The organism is Kitasatospora sp. NBC_01266 (assembly GCF_036242395.1).
Lineage (GTDB): Bacteria > Actinomycetota > Actinomycetes > Streptomycetales > Streptomycetaceae > Kitasatospora.
This window is the reverse complement of the sequence record NZ_CP108458.1, coordinates 3,318,277-3,336,802: the sequence shown is the minus strand read 5'-3', so window position 1 is coordinate 3,336,802 and position 18,526 is coordinate 3,318,277. Positions and strand designations below refer to the sequence as shown.

The 18,526-nt window shown below is 73.0% G+C and carries 12 protein-coding genes and 1 other RNA gene; 11 read left to right on the top strand and 2 right to left on the bottom strand.

What is annotated here, in order from left to right:
• Positions 1-2,754 (bottom strand): FtsK/SpoIIIE domain-containing protein, encoded by a 2,754-nt coding sequence (locus tag OG403_RS14195; RefSeq protein ID WP_329564605.1) that lies wholly within the window; start codon positions 2,752-2,754, stop codon positions 1-3.
• 305 nt (positions 2,755-3,059) lie between these two features.
• Between OG403_RS14195 and OG403_RS14190 the strand changes: the two genes are divergently transcribed.
• From OG403_RS14190 to prfB, 3 genes are all read left to right on the top strand, one after another.
• Positions 3,060-4,973 (top strand): serine/threonine-protein kinase, encoded by a 1,914-nt coding sequence (locus tag OG403_RS14190; protein WP_329564604.1) that lies wholly within the window; start codon positions 3,060-3,062, stop codon positions 4,971-4,973.
• 170 nt (positions 4,974-5,143) lie between these two features.
• Positions 5,144-6,442 (top strand): serine/threonine-protein kinase, encoded by a 1,299-nt coding sequence (locus tag OG403_RS14185; RefSeq protein ID WP_329564602.1) that lies wholly within the window; start codon positions 5,144-5,146, stop codon positions 6,440-6,442.
• Between the two features lie 9 nt (positions 6,443-6,451).
• On the top strand, positions 6,452-7,555 hold the full coding sequence (gene prfB / locus OG403_RS14180; protein WP_329564600.1) for a peptide chain release factor 2: 1,104 nt from the start codon (positions 6,452-6,454) through the stop codon (positions 7,553-7,555).
• An 85-nt stretch (positions 7,556-7,640) separates the two neighbouring features.
• Here the strand turns inward: prfB and OG403_RS14175 are convergent, their stop codons facing one another.
• Positions 7,641-7,835, bottom strand: coding sequence for a hypothetical protein (locus OG403_RS14175; RefSeq protein WP_329564598.1), 195 nt, complete (start codon positions 7,833-7,835; stop codon positions 7,641-7,643).
• A gap of 503 nt (positions 7,836-8,338) precedes the next feature.
• Here OG403_RS14175 and ftsE point away from each other — a divergent pair.
• From ftsE to OG403_RS14135, 8 genes are all read left to right on the top strand, one after another.
• Entirely contained in the window at positions 8,339-9,028 is a 690-nt protein-coding gene (gene ftsE / locus OG403_RS14170; RefSeq protein ID WP_145905956.1) for a cell division ATP-binding protein FtsE, read from the top strand.
• Positions 9,029-9,088: 60 nt separating this feature from the next.
• Entirely contained in the window at positions 9,089-10,000 is a 912-nt protein-coding gene (ftsX, locus tag OG403_RS14165) for a permease-like cell division protein FtsX (RefSeq protein ID WP_329564594.1), read from the top strand.
• Between the two features lie 78 nt (positions 10,001-10,078).
• Positions 10,079-11,239 (top strand): S41 family peptidase, encoded by a 1,161-nt coding sequence (locus tag OG403_RS14160; RefSeq protein ID WP_329564592.1) that lies wholly within the window; start codon positions 10,079-10,081, stop codon positions 11,237-11,239.
• Positions 11,240-11,284: 45 nt separating this feature from the next.
• Positions 11,285-11,761: an SsrA-binding protein SmpB gene (gene smpB / locus OG403_RS14155; protein ID WP_329564590.1), complete on the top strand. Its 477-nt coding sequence runs from the start codon at positions 11,285-11,287 to the stop codon at positions 11,759-11,761.
• A gap of 90 nt (positions 11,762-11,851) precedes the next feature.
• Positions 11,852-13,222: an alpha/beta hydrolase gene (locus OG403_RS14150; RefSeq protein WP_329564588.1), complete on the top strand. Its 1,371-nt coding sequence runs from the start codon at positions 11,852-11,854 to the stop codon at positions 13,220-13,222.
• A gap of 90 nt (positions 13,223-13,312) precedes the next feature.
• Positions 13,313-13,682, top strand: a transfer-messenger RNA (tmRNA) gene (gene ssrA, locus OG403_RS14145).
• Positions 13,683-13,907: 225 nt separating this feature from the next.
• Positions 13,908-16,256, top strand: coding sequence for a HelD family protein (locus OG403_RS14140; RefSeq protein WP_442910913.1), 2,349 nt, complete (start codon positions 13,908-13,910; stop codon positions 16,254-16,256).
• A 400-nt stretch (positions 16,257-16,656) separates the two neighbouring features.
• A complete protein-coding gene (locus OG403_RS14135; RefSeq protein ID WP_329564586.1) occupies positions 16,657-18,132 on the top strand; it encodes an NAD-dependent malic enzyme in 1,476 nt (491 codons plus the stop codon).
• Positions 18,133-18,526: the final 394 nt, after the last annotated feature.

Sequence of the window (18,526 nt, the reverse complement as noted above, 5' to 3'; positions counted from 1 at the left end):
TCAGGCCTGGGCGGCCCGTTGCAGCGCACTGGCCAGCAGGGCCAGGTCGGTCGGCCCGTTGCCCAGCTCGCGCACCGGGCGGCTGGTCGGCGGGGCGCCCAGCTGGGCCGGGTCGACCGCCACCACGGTGGGGCGCAGCGTCGCGGTGCGCGGGATCCGGCCGCTGACCCGGGCGGTCTGGAAGGCCAGCACCGCGCCGTCGGGGCGCCGCAGGTAGCCGCGGCCCGGGGTCTGCTCGGGCAGCGCCGCCGCGTCGTCCACGTGGACCAGCAGCTCGGAGTCGGCCGGGTGGTCGGTGCGCAGCGCGATCCGCCACAGCGCCGCCTCGTCCAGTTCGCTGCCCGCGCTCAGCTCGGGGCGCCCGGTGGCCGCCACCAGGTGCATGCCCAGCCGCCCGCCACGCTGGGCCACGGCGGCCAGCGCGCGGGCCAGCGGCCGGCCGGCGGGGGAGGTGGGGGCGAGCAGCGCGTCGTAGTCGTCCACCACCACGATCAGGCGGGCGGGCGGCGGGTCCGCCACCACGGTCGCGGTGCCGACCACGGGTGCCGCACCGGTACCGCCACTGCCAGCGGCGACGGCGGCGTGCGCGGCGGCCGGTTCGGCGCCACGCGGCGGCCCGATCACGGCGGGGCGGGCGGTGAGCGCCCGCTCGGCGAACCAGGCGGGGAAGGAGCGGTTGCGGAACAGCACCTCGCGCCGGGCCAGCTCGTCGTGCAGCGCCTCGGCGGTCAGCAGCGCCTGGCGCGGCTCGGCGGCGGCGTCCAGCCGACCGGTGACGTGCGGCAGCTCGGCGCAGCCGGCCAGGCCCGCGTCGCGTCCGCCGATCAGCAGCACCTGCAGGCGGTCGGGGCGCTCGCCGACCGCCAGCGAGGCGACCAGGGTGCGCAGCAGCTCGCTCTTGCCGGCCCCCCGGGCCCCGCCGACCAGCAGGTGCTGCGGGTCGGTCAGCTCGGTGCCGGCCAGGTCGATGGTGCAGAGGTCGTCCCGGGTGGTGCCGAGCAGCGCGGTGGCGGTGCCGGCCGTGCTGGGCAGGTCCTCCCAGCGGGCGGAGAGCTTGGCCGGGGTGACGGTGTCCAACTGCAGCAGGTCGAGCAGCCGCAGTGCCTCCGGCAGCGGCCCCCGGGAGACCGGCGCGGCCTCGCGCAGCGGCGCCAGCGCCCGGGCCAGGCGCTCGGCCCAGGCGGCGGAGACGGCGTCCAGGGCGACCTCGGCGGTGTGCTGGTCGCCGACGGTGACCGTCAGCCGGGTGGCGACCTCACCGGTCACCGCGGCGGTGGCGCCCAGGCCGGGCGGCAGCAGCTCGGGGCGCTCGGCCAGGCAGAGCGGGAAGACGCCGACCGCCGGGCCGTGGCGCAGCAGCCGGGCCAGCGCCTCCCGGGCCGGTCCGGAGCCCGGGTCGCCGTCCACCAGCAGCACGGTGAGGGGCTGGGCCGCCTCCTCGGCCGGGCGGTCGGCCAGCTCGGTCAGCCGCTGCCGGGCCTGGGCCTCGTCCAGGCCGACCAGCAGCCGGCAGTCCTGGCCCTGGCCGGGGCGCAGCTGGGGCAGCCAGTGCGACCAGGCCCAGTCGGCGGTGCGCTGTTCGGCGAGGCGCTCCTGGTCGGCGCTGACCACCACCAGGCTCAGGCCGCTGGGCGGGTGCAGCACGGCCAACTGGGCGAGCAGCGCCCGGGCCAGGCCGAGCAGCCGCTCGCGCGGCCCGGTCACGCCGAGGCTGCCGGCCGCCCGCAGGTCGACGGTGACCGGCACCGCGGGCAGCACGGCGCCGGGGGCGGTGCCGGGGCCGCCGGGCAGATCGGCGGTGCCCAGGCGCAGGGTGAGCGCGTCCGGATGGGCCGGGATCCGCTCCCAGAGCCGGGGGCCGGGACCGAGCGCGGTGAGCAGCAGCCCCGCCGGGTCGGGGAAGCGCTCCCGCAGACCGGCGGCCTGGCGGTCGCGGGCCCGGGCGTGCTGCTGGGTGGCGTCCGGCGCGGCGGCGGGTGCGGGGGAGCGGCCCAGCCGGCGGGCGAGCAGGGAGCGGGTGCGGCTCGGGCCGCTCACAGCGGGCGGCTCGGGCCGCTCGACGGCCGGAGCGCTGGGGCGCACCGGGCGCTGGGCCGGGCTGACCTGGAGGTGGCCCAGGCCGTCCGGTGCGGTGGGGCGGAGCTGCTCGCCGGCGGGGGCGGCGGCCAGCGTCACGGTGGACTCGCCCAGCCGCAGCAGGGCGCCCTCGGGCAGCGCCCGAGGCTCCTCGCTGAGCGGGCGGCCGTCCAGCGCGGTGCCGTTGGTCGAGCCGAGGTCGTGCACCGTGACGCTGCCGTCGGCGGCCAGTTGCAGGGAGAGGTGCAGCCGGGAGACGTCGGGGTCGTCGAGCGGGACGTCGGCCTCGCTGGAGCGGCCGACCCGCACCTGGCCGCCGTGCAGGCGGTGCACGCCGCCGGCGTCCGGGCCGCCGACCACCCGCAGCTCGACGGCGGCCCCGGCATCGGCCCCGTGCAACGGCGCGTCCGCGTCCGGATCGGGCTCGCCGATCGCGAGCACCGCGCCGTCCAGCAGCGGGGGGTGGCCCAGCGGGGTGCGTTCGTCGATCCGCTGGGACCCGGCGTAGAGGTGCACATGGGTCGCACTGCGGGCGCCGCGCACGCCCACCGCGCCGGCCAGCGCCACCGCGAGCGATCCGAGTGCCGTGCCGACGGGGGCGGTGACCAGGACGTCGGTGGCGGGTGCGGGCACGCCCGCGCCCGCACGGGGTCGGAGGACCGTCAGCCGGATCTGCATCTCGCCCGGGGTTCCCCTCTGCTCGTGATGAGTGTTGGACCGCAGGAGTGCCAGGGCCTGTCCGGCCCTAGCGTCATCCTGCCACCCGGGACCGACAGTCCGTGCACCGTACCGGATTTGACGATCTTGTGATCATCGCCATGGTGGAGTGGGCGGGCCATCAGGTCAAGGCGGCCCCGCGCCGCCGGCCGGCGGCGGTGCGCGCTCCTCCGGCTGGGGTTTGGTGGACACGGTTAGAGTTGCCGCACACACGGACTATCGCCTGCGGGCGACAGTGGGCCTCGGTAGGGCAAGGAGTGCACCAGGTGCGGCCGGTAGGCAGCAAGTATCTGCTCGAGGAGACCCTCGGGCGCGGTGCCATGGGCACCGTCTGGCGGGGGCGGGTGCGCGAGGATGCCGGACTGCCGGACCTGGTGCCGGGCCAGCAGGTCGCGGTCAAGATCCTCAAGGAGGAGCTGGCCGCCGACCAGGACATCGTGCTGCGCTTCCTGCGCGAGCGGGCGGTGCTGCTGCGGCTGAGCCACCCCAACATCGTCCGGGTCCGCGACCTGGTGGTCGAGGGCGAGCTGCTCGCCCTGGTGATGGACCTGGTGGACGGCCCCGACCTGTACCGGTACCTGCGCGCCAACGGCCCGTTGAGCCCGATCGCCGCGGCGCTGCTGATGGCCCAGATCGCCGACGCGCTCGCGGTCAGCCACGCGGACGGGGTGGTGCACCGCGACCTCAAGCCCGCCAACGTGCTGCTCGCCACCGTGCCCGGTGACGGGACGCGGGGCGAGCAGCTCCACCCGATGCTCACCGACTTCGGCATCGCCCGCCTCGCCGACTCCCCGGGCATCACCCGCACCAGCGAGTTCGTCGGCACCCCCGCCTACGTCGCCCCCGAGTCGGCCAGCGGCCGTCCGCAGACCTCCGCCGTGGACATCTACGGCGCCGGGATCATGCTCTACGAGCTGGTCACCGGGCGCCCGCCGTTCCAGGGCGACGGGGCGCTCCAGGTGCTCCAGGCCCACCTGACCCAGGAGCCGCCGCGCCCGCCCGGGATGCCCGAGCCGCTGTGGATCGTGGTCGAGCGCTGCCTGCGCAAGGACCCGGGGCTGCGCCCGAGCGCCACCTCGCTGGCCCACGCGCTGCGCGTGGTGGCCGCCGGGATCGGCGTGCACGCCTCGCCGACCGCCGTGGACGCCGCGCTCGGAGTGGCCGCGCTGCTGCTCCCGGAGCCGCAGCCCGCCGAGGTGCCCGGCACCGGGCAGCTCCAGCCGGACCAGGCGACCCAGCTGCTGACCGCCCGGTACGACCCGGCCGCCGCCACCCAGCTGCTCCCGAACGGCGGCACCCCCGGCGCACCGGGCCCCGACCCGACCCGGCTGCTGCCCACCCCGCCCGGCGGTCCGTTCGCCACCCCGGCGAGCGCGGCCGGTCCGGCGCCGGTGGCGCAGCAGCAGCCCGAGGCGCCGCACCCCTGGCAGACCCAGCTGCGCGCCGCCCGCGACCGCAACCAGCAGACCCAGGTCTTCACGGCCGAGGACTACGCCGAGCCCCCGCAGCGGGCCCCGCAGCCCTACCAGGGCGGTGGCTACCCGGGCCCGGGCTACCCGCCGCCGGGCGGCGGTCAGCAGCGTCCGGGCGGCTATCCCCAGCAGGGCGGCTACCCGCAGCAGGGCGGTTACCCCCAGCAGGGCCCCGGGCCCGGCCAGGGCGAGCCGCGCCCCGGCTACGGCCGCGCCGAGCGCCCGCCGGTGGCTCCGCCGCCCTACCAGTCGCAGCGCGGCCGGCCCGGCGGCCGTGACCAGGGCTACGGCGACCAGGGCTACGGCGACCAGGGTTATGCCGAGCCGGACCGCCAGTACCAGGACCAGGGCTACCAGGCCTACCGTGAGCCGCCCCAGCGCCCGGCGCCGCAGGCCCCCGCCCCGGCCCGCCGTGCCGAGCCGCCGCAGCACCGTCCGGAACCGCCCGCCCCGCGCGAACGCGAGCCCGAGCCGGAGCGCGAGCCCCGGCCGCGCCGCGAGCCGCGCCCGCGCAGCCGCAACCGGATGTACATCCCGGGCCTCGGCTGCCTCAAGGGCTGCCTGATGGTGGTGCTGATCCTGGCGGTGGCGGCCGTCGCGCTGTGGAACTTCACCCCGCTGCCGCACTACTGGGACAACGTGCACGAAGGCTGGGACAGCACCACCGGCTGGATCAGCAGCACCTGGCACTCCATCACCGGAAACTGACGAACAGCCACCAAATGGTCAGTATTGGCGCTTTGTCGACATTGGCCGTCCAGAGGTCCCGCGCAGGGTCCCGAGGCGCGTAGGTTGGTCGGTGACGCACCGACCTCATGAGCGCTTCCGGGCCCCCGCGGCGGCCCGGTGGAGCGCTCCCCGCCGCCTACGGAGCAGCATTGGCACGCAAGATCGGCAGCCGGTACACCGTGCACCAGGTGATCGGCCGGGGGTCCGCCGGAACCGTCTGGCTCGGCGAGGGCCCCGACGGACCGGTGGCCGTCAAGCTGCTGCGCGAGGACCTGGCCACCGATCAGGTGCTGGTCGGGCGCTTCGTCCAGGAGCGGGCCGCGCTCACCGGCCTGGACCACCCGCGCGTGGTCGGGGTGCGCGACATGGTGGTGGACGGCGATGACCTCGCGCTGGTGATGGAGCTGGTGCACGGCACCGATCTGCGCTCCCGGCTGGAGCGCGAGGGCGTCCTCGCCCCGCAGGCCGCCGCCTCGGTGATCGCGGATGTGGCCGACGGGCTGGCCGCCGCGCACGCGGCCGGGATCGTGCACCGGGACGTCAAGCCGGAGAACGTGATGCTCGACCTCGCCGCGCCGCCGGGACCAGGCGGCGCGCCGCGCGCCAAGCTCACCGACTTCGGCATCGCCCGGCTGGTCGACGCCCCGCGGCGGACGAGGGCGACCCGGATCATCGGCACCCCCGACTACCTGGCCCCCGAGATCATCGAGGGCCTGGAGCCGCGGGCCGCCGTCGACATCTACGCGCTGGCCACGGTCTGCTACGAGCTGCTGGCCGGCTTCACCCCGTTCGGCGGTGGCCACACCGGGGCGGTGCTGCGCCGACACGTCACCGAGAGCGTGCCGCCGATCCCCGGGCTGCCGGACGGCCTGTGGCGGATCATCTCCGAGTGCCTGGCCAAGGCGCCCGCCTCCCGGCTGCGCGCCGCCGAGCTGGCCGAGCGCCTGCGCGAGCAGCTGCCCGCGCTGGCCGGCCTGCCGCCGCTGGCGCTGCCCGCCCAGGACCGGCCGGCCGCCGAGGAGGTGCCGACCGCGGCCGAGGCCGTCTACGCCGAGGCGGACACCGGCACCGGCGCCCACCGCCGCCGACGCGGCCCCGCGGTCCCGCTGGTCGCCGCCCCGGCCCCGGACTCCACCCGGGACACCCACACCAGCCTGCGCCGCCCCTCCGCCCAGGAGCTGGCCGGCTACGCCGCGGAGTCACGTGCCCAGCGCTCCGCGCCCGCGCCCGGCCACCGCGGCGGGCGACGGTCGGCCCTGGTGCGCCGGCGCCGGCTGCTCGCGGTGCTGCTGGCCGTGGTGCTGCTGCTGGCCGGTGCCGCCGCGGCCTACGCGGCCTTCGCCGGCGGCCACGGGCACGGCACCGGGGCGCACGCCCAGCGGCTCTCGGCGGACGTGCTGCGGCTCGGTGGCCACCGGTCGGTCCCAGCGCCCCGCGCCAACCATTAGGCTGGTGGCGTGGCAGCCGTCGATCCTTCCGAAGAGCTCAAGAACCTCGAAACGACCATGGGGTCGATCGAGGCAGTCCTCGACCTGGACAAGATCCGGGCCGACGTCGAACGTCTGGAGGAGGAGGCAGCCGCCCCCGCCCTCTGGGACGACGTCGCGAACGCCCAGAAGGTCACCAGTCGGCTCTCCTTCCTGCAGGGCGAGCTGCGCCGGGTCGCCGGCCTGCGCAGCCGGATCGAGGACGTGTCCGTCCTCTTCGAGCTGGCCGAGGACGAGGGCGACGCGGACACCCGGGCCGAGGCCGAGACCGAGCTGGCCTCGGTCAAGAAGGCCGTCGAGGAGCTGGAGGTGCGCACCCTGCTCTCCGGCGAGTACGACGCCCGCGAGGCGCTGGTCAACATCCGGGCCGAGGCCGGTGGCGTGGACGCCGCCGACTTCGCCGAGCAGCTGATGCGGATGTACCTGCGCTGGGCCGAGCGGCACGGCTACCCGACCGAGGTCTACGACACCTCCTACGCGGAGGAGGCGGGCATCAAGTCCGCGACCTTCACCGTGAAGACCCCCTACGCCTACGGCACGCTCTCGGTCGAGCAGGGCACCCACCGCCTGGTGCGGATCTCGCCGTTCGACAACCAGGGCCGCCGGCAGACCTCCTTCGCGGGTGTCGAGGTGCTCCCGGTCGTCGAGCAGAGCGACCACGTCGACATCGACGAGGGCGAGCTGCGGATCGACGTCTACCGCGCCTCCGGCCCCGGCGGCCAGGGCGTCAACACCACCGACTCGGCGGTGCGGATCACCCACCTGCCGACCGGCATCGTGGTCTCCTGCCAGAACGAGCGCTCGCAGATCCAGAACAAGGCCTCGGCGATGAACGTCCTCCAGGCCAAGCTGCTGGAGCGGCGCCGCCAGGAGGAGAAGGCCCGGATGGACTCGCTGAAGGACAGCGGCAGCTCATGGGGCAACCAGATGCGCTCCTACGTGCTGCACCCGTACCAGATGGTCAAGGACCTGCGGACCGAGTACGAGGTCGGCAACCCGCAGGCGGTGCTGGACGGCGACATCGACGCCTTCATCGAGGCCGGTATCCGCTGGCGCAAGCAGAGCGAGAACTGATCCGGACGCCGATCCGGCGATCACGCGACAACGCCGAGGGGCCCCGGACACCGTCCGGGGCCCCTCGGCGTTCTGTCGGGCGAATCTACGCCAGCGCCTGCCGGCAGATCACTGCCACCGCCAGCAGGGCGGCCAGCAGCGCGAGCAGCGTGGCCGGAGAGAGCGTGGCAAGCGGACCCTGCTGCTGTTGCAGCCGGGCGCGCTCGGCGCGGCAGACCGGGCAGCGGCCCTCGCTCACGCGGCCGGCGCAGTTGGCGCACACCAGATGGTCGCACGTCATGCGATCTCCTCCTTGCCTGCTACAGCCAACGCATCGGGCCCTCGAATGGTTCCCGTATCTGCCCCGGGCGGGGGATCGGAGCGGACCGCGGCACTGCGGTTGGTCTCTACTCTGCCAGGTTCCACGGCTTCCGGCGCCTGGGCGGGGAAACCCCGGACGGTCACCACCCGGCCAATCATCACATCAAGGACATCCGGCGCACGAACCCCGGAAGCGGCTGTGAAATGGCTCGCAATTTTCCGGGCATTTCTCCCAAGTGCGGACAACCCGTCAGATTCATTCGACGGACCGCCCTGCGCGGCGGTAGGCGGGTCGCGTATGGTCCCAAGCCGGGGGAGTGGCCAGGGTCGCTCCCGCCACCCCTCCCCGACCGGATCGCGGGGTGGGTCCCGCCCCAGGAGCAGCGCGACCGACGTCCAGCCTCGGCCTGAAGTAACGATCGGGTCACGGCAGTTGTTCGAACCGTCAGCTGTTCCGCCTAGGATGGCCTCCGTGATGCAGCCGTGATCAGATTCGACAACGTTTCCAAGACCTATCCCAAGCAGAACCGCCCCGCCCTGTCGGAGGTCTCGCTGGAGATCGAGAAGGGCGAGTTCGTCTTCCTGGTCGGTTCCTCCGGCTCGGGCAAGTCCACCTTCCTGCGGCTGTGCCTGCGCGAGGAGCGCCCCAGCACCGGCGAGGTGCACGTGCTCGGCAAGGACCTGGGCAAGCTGTCCAACTGGAAGGTGCCGCACATGCGGCGTCAACTGGGCACGGTCTTCCAGGACTTCCGCCTGCTGCCGAACAAGACCGTGGCGCAGAACGTGGCGTTCGCGCTGGAGGTCATCGGCAAGCCGAAGAGCGCCATCAACAAGGTGGTGCCCGAGGTGCTCGACCTGGTCGGCCTCGGCGGCAAGGAGGACCGGATGCCCGGTGAGCTCTCCGGTGGTGAGCAGCAGCGCGTCGCGATCGCCCGGGCCTTCGTCAACCGCCCGATGCTGCTGATCGCGGACGAGCCGACCGGAAACCTGGACCCGCAGAACTCGGTCGGCATCATGAAGCTGCTGGACCGGATCAACCGCACCGGGACCACGGTGCTGATGGCCACCCACGACCAGGCCATCGTCGACCAGATGCGCAAGCGCGTGATCGAACTCGACAAGGGGCTGCTGGTCCGTGACCAGGCCCGCGGTGTCTACGGGTACCAGCACTAGCCCGGCCTCCGCGTCGCCGCCTCCGGTCCACCAGCCTTGATCTTGGAGTAGAAGAAGCTCATGCGCGCCCAGTTCATCCTGTCGGAGATCGGTGTGGGTCTCCGCCGCAACCTGACCATGACCATCGCGGTCGTGGTCAGCGTCGCGCTCTCGCTCGCCCTGGCCGGGGCCAGTCTGCTGGTCCGTGACCAGGTCAACTCGATGAAGGGGTACTGGTACGACAAGGTCGAGGTCAGCATCTACTTCTGCACCAAGGCGGACGCCAAGACCGCCCCGCAGTGTGCGAACGGTGCGGCCACCCAGGACCAGATCGACGATGTCAAGGCCGGCCTGGACAAGATGCAGCCGCTGGTGGAGAGCTCCACCTTCGAGAGCCAGGCGGAGGCCTACAAGCACTGGAAGGACATGAACCCGGACAACGCCCTGGTCTCCGTCCTCGGTGCCGACGCCATCCCGTCCTCCTGGCGGGTGAAGCTGAGCGATCCGACCCGTTACGACGTGATCCAGAGCGCCTTCGCCGGGCATCCAGGGGTGCGTTCGGTGGAGGACGAGCGGCAGATCCTGGACAACCTCTTCGGGTTGCTCAACGGCCTGCAGACGGCGGCCTTCGTGATCATGGTGCTGATGCTCTCGGTGGCGCTGCTGCTGATCGTCAACACGGTCCGCGTCTCGGCGTTCAGCCGAAGGCGGGAGACCGGGATCATGAGGCTGGTCGGTGCCTCCAACTTCTATGTGCAGATGCCGTTCATCGCGGAGGCGGCCTTCGCCGCCCTGCTGGGCGCGGTGCTGGCCTCCGGCCTGCTGCTGCTCGGCAACTACGGCGTGCAGCACTGGCTGGCCAAGAAGGTGCAGTTCATCCAGTTCATCGGGCTCTCCTCGGTGCTGCAGGTGATCCCGCTGCTGATCGTGGCCGGTATGGCGATGGCGGCGGTGGCGGCCTTCCTGACACTGCGCAAGTACCTGAAGGTGTAGGGCGGGTCCGCGTCACGCCCGGTGAGCCTGCGCCGTTCCGCGAACACGCGGCGCACCGGGCGCCTACACTCCCGTCCCATGACCGCAGCCGCACGGCAGGCGCGCCATGGTGCCACCCTCGGCCTGGTGTTCGGCACGGTGCTGCTCGGCGGCGCGGTGCTGGGCGCCTGGGGCGGCACCGTGCCCGGCGCGCCGCCGCGCCGGGCCGCCTCGGTGGACGCCGCAGGCCCGGCACCCGAGGTCGCGGGACTCTCCCCGCTGCAGGCCGAGCGGCTGGTGGCGGATGGCGGCGACCGCTGGGCCGCGTACTACAGCCCGCAGGAGTACGCCGAGTTCACCCAGGGGCTGGACGGCGAGTACCTCGGGGTCGGCGTCTTCGTGTACCGGGCCGACGACGGCTCGACGCTGGTCAGCGCGCTGCCCCCGGGCTCGCCGGCCGCCGCGGCCGGGATCGCGGTCGGCGACCGGCTGCTCGCGGTGGACGACGCGCCGGTGGACCGGCTGCCGGTGACCGAGGTGGTGGCCCGGTTGCGCGGCCACTCCGATCAACGGGACGCCGGTGGGCGGTCGGCCGGTCCCGGCTCACCGGTGCGGCTGACGCTGCGGCGCGGCGGCGGTGCCGCACGTGAGGTGACGCTGCGTCGGACCGTGCTCGCCGCCCAGGACGTCGCCGTGGACCACCCGGCGCCCGGGGTGCTGTGGATCACCGCACGGGCCTTCACCACCGGCGTCGGCGCCCGGATCGCCGCGGCGGTGCGGGGCGCGCCCGAGCGCGGGATGGTGCTCGACCTGCGCGGCAACTCCGGTGGCCTGGTGGCGGAGGCGGTCGCCACCGCCTCCGCCTTCCTGGACGGCGGCCCGGTCGCCTCCTACCAGGTCGGCGGCCAGGTACGGCAGTTGGCCGCGGCGTCCGGCGGCGATCCGCGCACCCCGCTGGTGGTGCTGGTGGACGGCGGCACGATGAGCGCCGCCGAACTGCTGGCCGGCGCGCTGCAGGACCGCTGCCGGGCGGTGCTGGTGGGCAGCCGGACCTTCGGCAAGGGCACCGTCCAGCAGCCCAGCCGGCTCGCCGACGGATCGGTCCTGGAACTCACCGTGGGCCGCTGGTTCACCCCCGCCGGACGCTCCCCGGACGGCACCGGCCTGCTCCCCGACGTGCCGGTCACCGACCCGGCCGCCGCCGACGCGTTGGCCCTGCGGGTGCTCAGCGGGCTGGGCAGTGCCGGCGCCAAGCCGTAAAGCGGCTGCCGGGCGGGCCACCGAGGTGCGAGAATGTCCGGTGCTATGGCAAAGGAAAAGGGACAGAAGCTGATCGCGCAGAACAAGAAGGCGCGACACGAGTACACGATCCTCGACACCTACGAGTGCGGGATGGTGCTGACCGGCACCGAGGTCAAGTCGCTGCGCGAGGGCCGGGCCAACCTGGTCGACGGCTACGCCTACACCCAGGCCGGTGAGGTGTGGATCGACAACGTCTTCATCCCCGAGTACACCCAGGGGACGTGGACCAACCACTCGGCGCGGCGCAAGCGCAAGCTGCTGCTGCACAAGATGGAGATCCGCAAGCTGGAGTCGAAGAGCAAGGAGACCGGGCACACCCTGGTGCCGCTCTCCCTGTACTTCAAGGACGGCCGGGTCAAGCTCGAGCTCGCGCTGGCGGTCGGCAAGAAGCTCTATGACAAGCGGCAGACCCTGCGCGAGAAGCAGGACACCCGGGAGACCGCCCGCGCGGTCGCCGCCGCCCGCCGCCGGGCCGGCTGATTGTGCCGTTCCTGTAGCGGGTTGGTCCTGACCAGGTGGTCTGCCTGGTCAGCGGCCTGTTGACCAAGGTTCGGTCAGTACCATCCGAGGATGAACTTCTCCCTGTTGGACGGCTGGTTCCCGTGGACCGTCCAGCTCGCGGCCGGTGCCGCGCTGCTGGTCGCGGCCGGTTGGCGGGACCGTCGCTGGCGGCTGCGCAGGGCGCCGATCGCACTCGGCGCCGCCGTCGTGCTGACCGCGCTGGCCGGGCTGCTCGCGGTCACCGTCGCAGGGATCACCGACCCGCTGCCGTTCGCGCTCTGGCTCTGGCTGGGCGCGGCGATCCTGGCCCTGGCGGTGCTGGTGGCCGGCTGGGGCTCGGCGCGCTGGTGGCGGCGCTCGCTGGCGCCGCTGGCCGCGGTGCTGGCCCTGCTGGCCGGCGCCAACGTGCTCAACGCGTCCACCGGTTACTTCCCGACCGTGGACGACGCGATCGGCGAGCTGACCGGCGCCCCGCTGCCGCAGCAGGTCACGCTGGACCAACTCGGCTCGCTGACCGGCAGGACCAGCACCGGCCGGATCGTCGAGGTGGACATACCCGACACCGCCAGCGGCTTCGCGCACCGCGAGGAGCTGGTCTACCTGCCGCCGGCCTGGTTCCGCAGCAAGACCCGGCCCAAGTTGCCGGTGCTGGAGATGATCGGCGGGGAGTACGCGGTCCCCGACAACTGGGTGCGGGCCGGGGACGCGGTGCAGACCGCCGACGCCTACGCCGCGCAGCACGGCGGTTACGCGCCGGTGCTGGTCTTCGCGGACGCGACCGGCGGCTTCAAGGTCGACACCGAATGCGTGAACGGTCCGAACGGGAATGCCGAGGACCACCTGGTCAAGGACATTCCGCCGTACATCGAGAAGACTTTCGGCACCACCACCGATCCGCACAAGTGGGGTGTGGTGGGCTGGTCGATGGGCGGCACCTGCGCGATCGACCTGACCCTCGAACACCCGCAGGTCTTCACGCACTTCGAGGACATTTCCGGTGACCTCGGGCCGAACACCGGCGACAAGCAGCAGACCATCGACACGCTCTACGGCGGCGACGCGGCGGCCTGGGCGGCGCACGACCCGCTGACCGTGCTCGCGGGGCACGCCAAATTCCGCGGCACCTCCGGCTGGTTCGAGAGCGGCGACCAGGAGACCGCCCAGGTCGCGCACGCGAAGCAACTGGACGCCGCCGCCCGGCAGGACGGCATCGCGTGCCGGCTGGAGGTCCAGCCGGGCCGGCACACCTGGCACTTCGGCGCCACCGCGTTCGCCGACGCGCTGCCCTGGCTGGCCCAGCAACTCGGCACCCCGGGGCTGCACCAGACCAGGACCGGGCCGGTCAAGCCGCTCCCCAAGCCCACCGGCCCGGCCCACACCGGGCAGCCCGGCACCACCGCGCCCGACACCACCCCGCCGGCCGCCCCCGCCGCGGTCTAATCAGCTGGACCGCCCCTGGCAGGGCGCGTACCATGGTCCAAGCATCACCGGGTGGCATCGCCCAACCGGAGCTGTTTCTCAACAAAACATGGGGATGATCGGTTTCGACAGGGGACGTCGAAACAGGAGAAGCGAGCCGAGGAACGCGGCAATGATCTCGTTAACCATCTGTCGCAAAAAAATAATCGCCAACGTTAAGCGCGATTCCCTCGCTCTCGCTGCCTAAGCAGCGATAGCCGGGTGTCAGACCGGGGAGTTCCCGACCCGGACCCTGGCATAATCTAGGGAACTAAACTGTCCACCCGGGCTGCGGGGGTGGGCGGGACATCAAACAGCAGCTGGGCCTGTTGGCGGCTTGTCCGCGTGACTGCCAGGGCCGAGAAAAGCACAGCGGACTGCGCTCGGAGAAGTCCTGAATCAACTCCACTGGACCCGGGTTCGATTCCCGGCATCTCCACCATCCCATGTGCATGCGGGCCGCCTTCCGATCTCGGAGGGCGGCCTTCGTGTTTGCGGCCCGGCGTTCCGCTCCCGCCTCCCGTCCCGGTGTTTCGCCGGCGCGTGTTTCCGGGCGGGTGTTTCGCCCCTGAGTGCCCCTGCGGCGACTCCGGGAGTAGGATCGTCCGTCCGCCGACTTTGGGCGGCAACCTTTCTCCCACCAGCAGCAGTACGACAAGGGGACTCCTTGGGCGCGCACGGCAGGCAGCACGCGGCCGCAACCACCGAGGCCGGCACGGCACCAGCGGACAGCACCACGGCCACGGCCGAGGGGCTGCGCGAGCGTGAGATCGCGGGCGAACAGCGGCACCTCGACACCGTCTACCGGCGTCTGGAGGAGAAGCTCGCGGAAGCCGAGTACGTCCTGGAGGACGCCGCGAAGCGGGTCCAGATCGGTACGCCCGGCGCGCTCGCCGAACGGGACGCGCAGGTCTACCGGGCCGGCGCGCACCTGCACCGGTTGAACAGCGAGTTCGAGGACTTCCTGTTCGGCCGGATCGACCTGCAGCAGCCGGACGCCCCCGAAGAGCACGGCATCCCCTCCTTCACCCCGCTCGATCCGGGTGACGAGAACGTCGCGCAGACCCTGCACATCGGCCGGCTCGGCGTGCTGGACGCCGAGTACGGCCCGCTGGTGATCGACTGGCGGGCGCCCGCCGCCGCCCCCTTCTACCGGTCCACCCCGCTGGAGCCGGGCCGGGTGCTGCGCCGCCGGGTGATCCGCTCCAAGGGCCGCAAGGTGATCGGCGTCGAGGACGACCTGCTGCGCCCCGACCTGACCCCGGTGCTGGACGGCCGGGAGCTGGCCGTGATCGGCGACGGCGCGCTGATGGCCTCGCTCGGCCGCGCCCGCGAGCACACCATGCGCGACATCGTCTCCTCGATCCAGAAGGAGCAGGACGAGGTGATCCGGGCGCCCGCCGCCGGCGCCACCCTGGTCACCGGCGGCCCCGGCACCGGCAAGACCGCCGTCGCGCTGCACCGGGCGGCCTTCCTGCTGTACCAGGACCGTCGTCGCTACGCGGGCGGGATCCTGGTGGTCAGCCCGACCCCGCTGCTGGTCTCCTACACCGAGGGCGTGCTGCCCTCGCTCGGCGAGGAGGGCCAGGTGGCGATCCGCGCGGTCGGCAGCCTGGTGGACGGCATCGAGGCCGAGCGCTACGACACCCCCGAGACGGCGCGGATCAAGGGCTCGGCCCGGATGGTGCAGCTGCTGCGCCGCACCGCGCGGGCCGCGCTGGAGCTCGGTGCGCCCACCGAGCTGAAGGTGGTGGCGCGCGGCGAGGTGCTGCGGCTGGACGCCGGGCGGCTGCGCGCGGTGCGCGGCAACGTGGTCGGCAGCGGCGGCACCCCGCTCAACCTGCTGCGCCCCCGGGCCCGCCGGCTGCTGCTGGACGCGCTCTGGGTGGTGGCCACCAGGCACCTGCCCAAGCCCACCGACCACTTCTCCCGTGAGCAGCGCCAGGAGGAGAAGGAGTCCTTCGACGAGTACGTCTCGGACGAGGCGCTCTTCCTCGACTTCCTGGATGCCTGGTGGCCGGCCCTGAGCCCGCGTCAGGTGCTGGCCACGCTGCGGCAGGCCAGGCACACCAACCGGGTCGCCCGGCGGGTGGTCAGTCCCGAGGAGGCCCGCCTGCTGGCCGCCTCCTGGCGCCACCTGGACGAGCGCGGCCGGGGGACGCTCTCGGCGCACGACGTGGCGCTGATCGACGAGCTGCAGCTGCTGCTCGGCGAGCCGGCCCGGCCCAAGGTGCGCGAGGTGGACGCGGTGGACCTGCTCAGCGGCCTCGACGAGGTGACCACCTTCGCCGACCGCAGCTCCCGCCGGCGCGAGAACGTCCCGGTGGAGCGCACCGAGTACGCGCACGTGATCGTCGACGAGGCGCAGGACCTGACGCCGATGCAGTGGCGGATGATCGGCCGCCGCTCCCGTTCGGCCACCTGGACCATCGTCGGCGACCCGGCGCAGAGTTCCTGGCCCTTCCCCGAGGAGGCCCAGGCGGCGCTCGACGAGGTGCTGGCCGGCAAGCCGCGCCGCCGCCACACGTTGACCGTCAACTACCGCAACCCCGCCGAGATCGCCGAGGTCGCGGCGCAGGTGCTGGCGCTGGCCGCGCCGGGCACCCCCTCGCCCAGCGCGGTGCGCTCCACCGGCATCGAGCCGCGCTTCGCGGCGGTCACCGCGCCGGAGCAGGGCGCCTTCGGTGCCGCCGCGCGCGCCGAACTGCGTCGCCTGCTGGGTGAGGTGGACGGCACGGTGGCCGTGGTGGTCCCGATGGATCGCCGGGCGGAGGCGGCCGGTTGGACCGAGGGCCTGGGCGCGCGCGTGGTGGCGCTGGGCAGCCTGGAGGCCAAGGGCCTGGAGTACGACGCGACGGTGGTCGCCGACCCGACCGGCATCGCCGGCGAGTCCGAGGCCGGGCTGCGGGTCCTCTACGTCGCGTTGACCCGTGCCACCCAGCGTCTGACGGTGCTCTCCGGGCCCGACGACCTGCCCGACAGCGAGGGCGTCCCGGCGCTGCTGCGGCGGCCCTGAGAGGCCGTCAACGACTGTGGCCCCCACCGGAGGTGGGGGCCACAGTCGTTACGTTGGTGACACCGACCCGCCATGCTCGCCTCGCGGCAAGTGGTCGCTCGAAGCGACTAAGGTTGGGCCCGGGGGCTTGGATCGAGCCGGTGTCTCGTCCAATGTAACCCATCGGTCCCGCCAGGCAAGGTCATGCGGTGGTTTTTCGGTCCTTGGTCAGGTTCACCGGATCATCTGTTGTCGGTTCCCCGCAATCAACGGGCGATATTTCTGGCAAGCACCTGGTAGGTGCGACGATCGAGGCCTAGGATGCGCGAGGCGCAGCATCAACAAACTGTTGAAGTGTCCGACAGGTGTTGAAGACGGCCTGGCCAGCTCTCAGCTCTCAGCGGACGGAAGAAGGACGTCGATGGCGACGGTGCCCAGTGTCTCCAACTCGATCACGGTGCGGCTGGAGGTTCCGGCCAGTGGCAGCGCGGTCAGCAACATCACCACGGCCGTGGAGTCCTCCGGCGGGTCGGTGACCGGTCTGGACGTCACGGCCTCGGGTCTGGAGGCGTTGCGGATCGACGTGACGGTGGCGGCCGCCTCGGTGGCGCACGGCGAGGAGATCGTCGAGAAGCTGCGCGCGATCGACGGCGTGACGATCGGCAAGGTCTCGGACCGTACCTTCCTGATGCACCTCGGCGGCAAGATCGAGATGTCCTCGAAGCTGCCGATCCGCAACCGCGACGACCTGAGCATGATCTACACCCCCGGCGTGGCCCGGGTCTGCATGGCGATCGCCGAGAACCCCGAGGACGCCCGCCGCCTGACCATCAAGCGCAACAGCGTCGCCGTGGTCACCGACGGCTCGGCGGTGCTGGGCCTGGGCAACATCGGCCCGCAGGCCGCGCTGCCGGTGATGGAGGGCAAGGCGGCCCTGTTCAAGCGCTTCGCCGGCATCGACGCCTGGCCGATCTGCCTGGACACCCAGGACGCCGACGAGATCGTCGCGATCGTCAAGGCGATCGCCCCCGGCTTCGCCGGCATCAACCTGGAGGACATCTCCGCGCCGCGCTGCTTCGAGATCGAGGCCCGGCTGCGCGAGGCGCTGGACATCCCGGTCTTCCACGACGACCAGCACGGCACCGCGATCGTGGTGCTGGCCGCGCTGACCAACGCGCTGCGGGTGGTCGGCAAGGAGATCGGCGACATCCGGGTGGTCATGTCCGGCGCCGGCGCGGCCGGCACCGCGATCCTGAAGCTGCTGCTGGCCGCCGGTGTCGAGCACGCCACCGTGGCCGACGTGCACGGCGTGGTGCACGGCGGCCGGGACGACCTGAACGACTCGCTGCGCTGGATCGCCGAGCACACCAACCGCTCGGGCCGCACCGGCAGCCTCAAGGAGGCGGTGGCCGACGCCGACGTCTTCATCGGCGTCTCCGCCCCGAACGTGCTGGACGGCGACGACATCGCCTCGATGGCGGACAACGCGATCGTCTTCGCGCTGGCCAACCCGGACCCGGAGGTCGACCCGGCGGTCGCCCGGCAGACCGCCGCCGTGGTCGCCACCGGCCGCAGTGACTTCCCGAACCAGATCAACAACGTGCTGGTCTTCCCGGGTGTCTTCCGCGGCCTGCTGGACGCGCAGAGCCGTACGGTGAACACCGAGATGATGATCGCCGCGGCCCGCGCGCTGGCCGCGACCGTGCTGGACGACCAGCTGAACGCGAACTACATCATCCCCAGCGTCTTCCATCCGGACGTGGCCAAGACGGTCGCCGCCGCCGTCCGGGAGGCCGCGCTGGCCGCCGCCGGTTCGACCGAGCAGGCCCCCTCGCGGCCCACCCCGGGCATCGTCGGGACCCTCGACACCGCGGCTTTCCCGGTGGTCAAGCTCTGAGTCAGCTCCGGTCAACGGAGTGCTCCGGGGGCGGTATCCAGTCGATCACCTGGCCGAATACCGCCCCTTCCGGCGTCGACCTGGTCCGATCCCTTGCGACACAAGGGGAAGGGCGTGTTTGGGCTTGTCCCCGTCAGGGCGTACGGTAGCCCTGCACGGGGCAGGCGTGTCCGACAAGTACGGAACGTCCCCCAACCACTCGGCGAGTCGTTCCCGGCCGCCGCCCGCGTCGGTCAGCCGGCGCCGACGGAGCGTCACAGCTGCGTGGGGAGGGCGCCGTTCGGGGTGGACGGCCGAGGCCCGATTCGCTTTCTCAGGGCCGGTAAGGGCAGGATTCGTTCCCAGGCAGGCACGTGGCAGGCACTGACACGGTGCGCGGCCCGGGACACGAGCC

Excerpts from the sequence above, each read along its gene's own strand:
- OG403_RS14195 (WP_329564605.1), bottom strand. The coding sequence starts at position 2,754 with ATGCAGATCCGGCTGACGGTCCTCCGACCCCGTGCGGGCGCGGGCGTG.
- OG403_RS14175 (WP_329564598.1), bottom strand. The coding sequence starts at position 7,835 with ATGACGTGCGACCATCTGGTGTGCGCCAACTGCGCCGGCCGCGTGAGC.
- ftsX (WP_329564594.1), top strand. The coding sequence starts at position 9,089 with ATGCGCGCCCAGTTCATCCTGTCGGAGATCGGTGTGGGTCTCCGCCGC.
- OG403_RS14160 (WP_329564592.1), top strand. The coding sequence starts at position 10,079 with ATGACCGCAGCCGCACGGCAGGCGCGCCATGGTGCCACCCTCGGCCTG.
- smpB (WP_329564590.1), top strand. The coding sequence starts at position 11,285 with ATGGCAAAGGAAAAGGGACAGAAGCTGATCGCGCAGAACAAGAAGGCG.
- OG403_RS14150 (WP_329564588.1), top strand. The coding sequence starts at position 11,852 with ATGAACTTCTCCCTGTTGGACGGCTGGTTCCCGTGGACCGTCCAGCTC.
- OG403_RS14135 (WP_329564586.1), top strand. The coding sequence starts at position 16,657 with ATGGCGACGGTGCCCAGTGTCTCCAACTCGATCACGGTGCGGCTGGAG.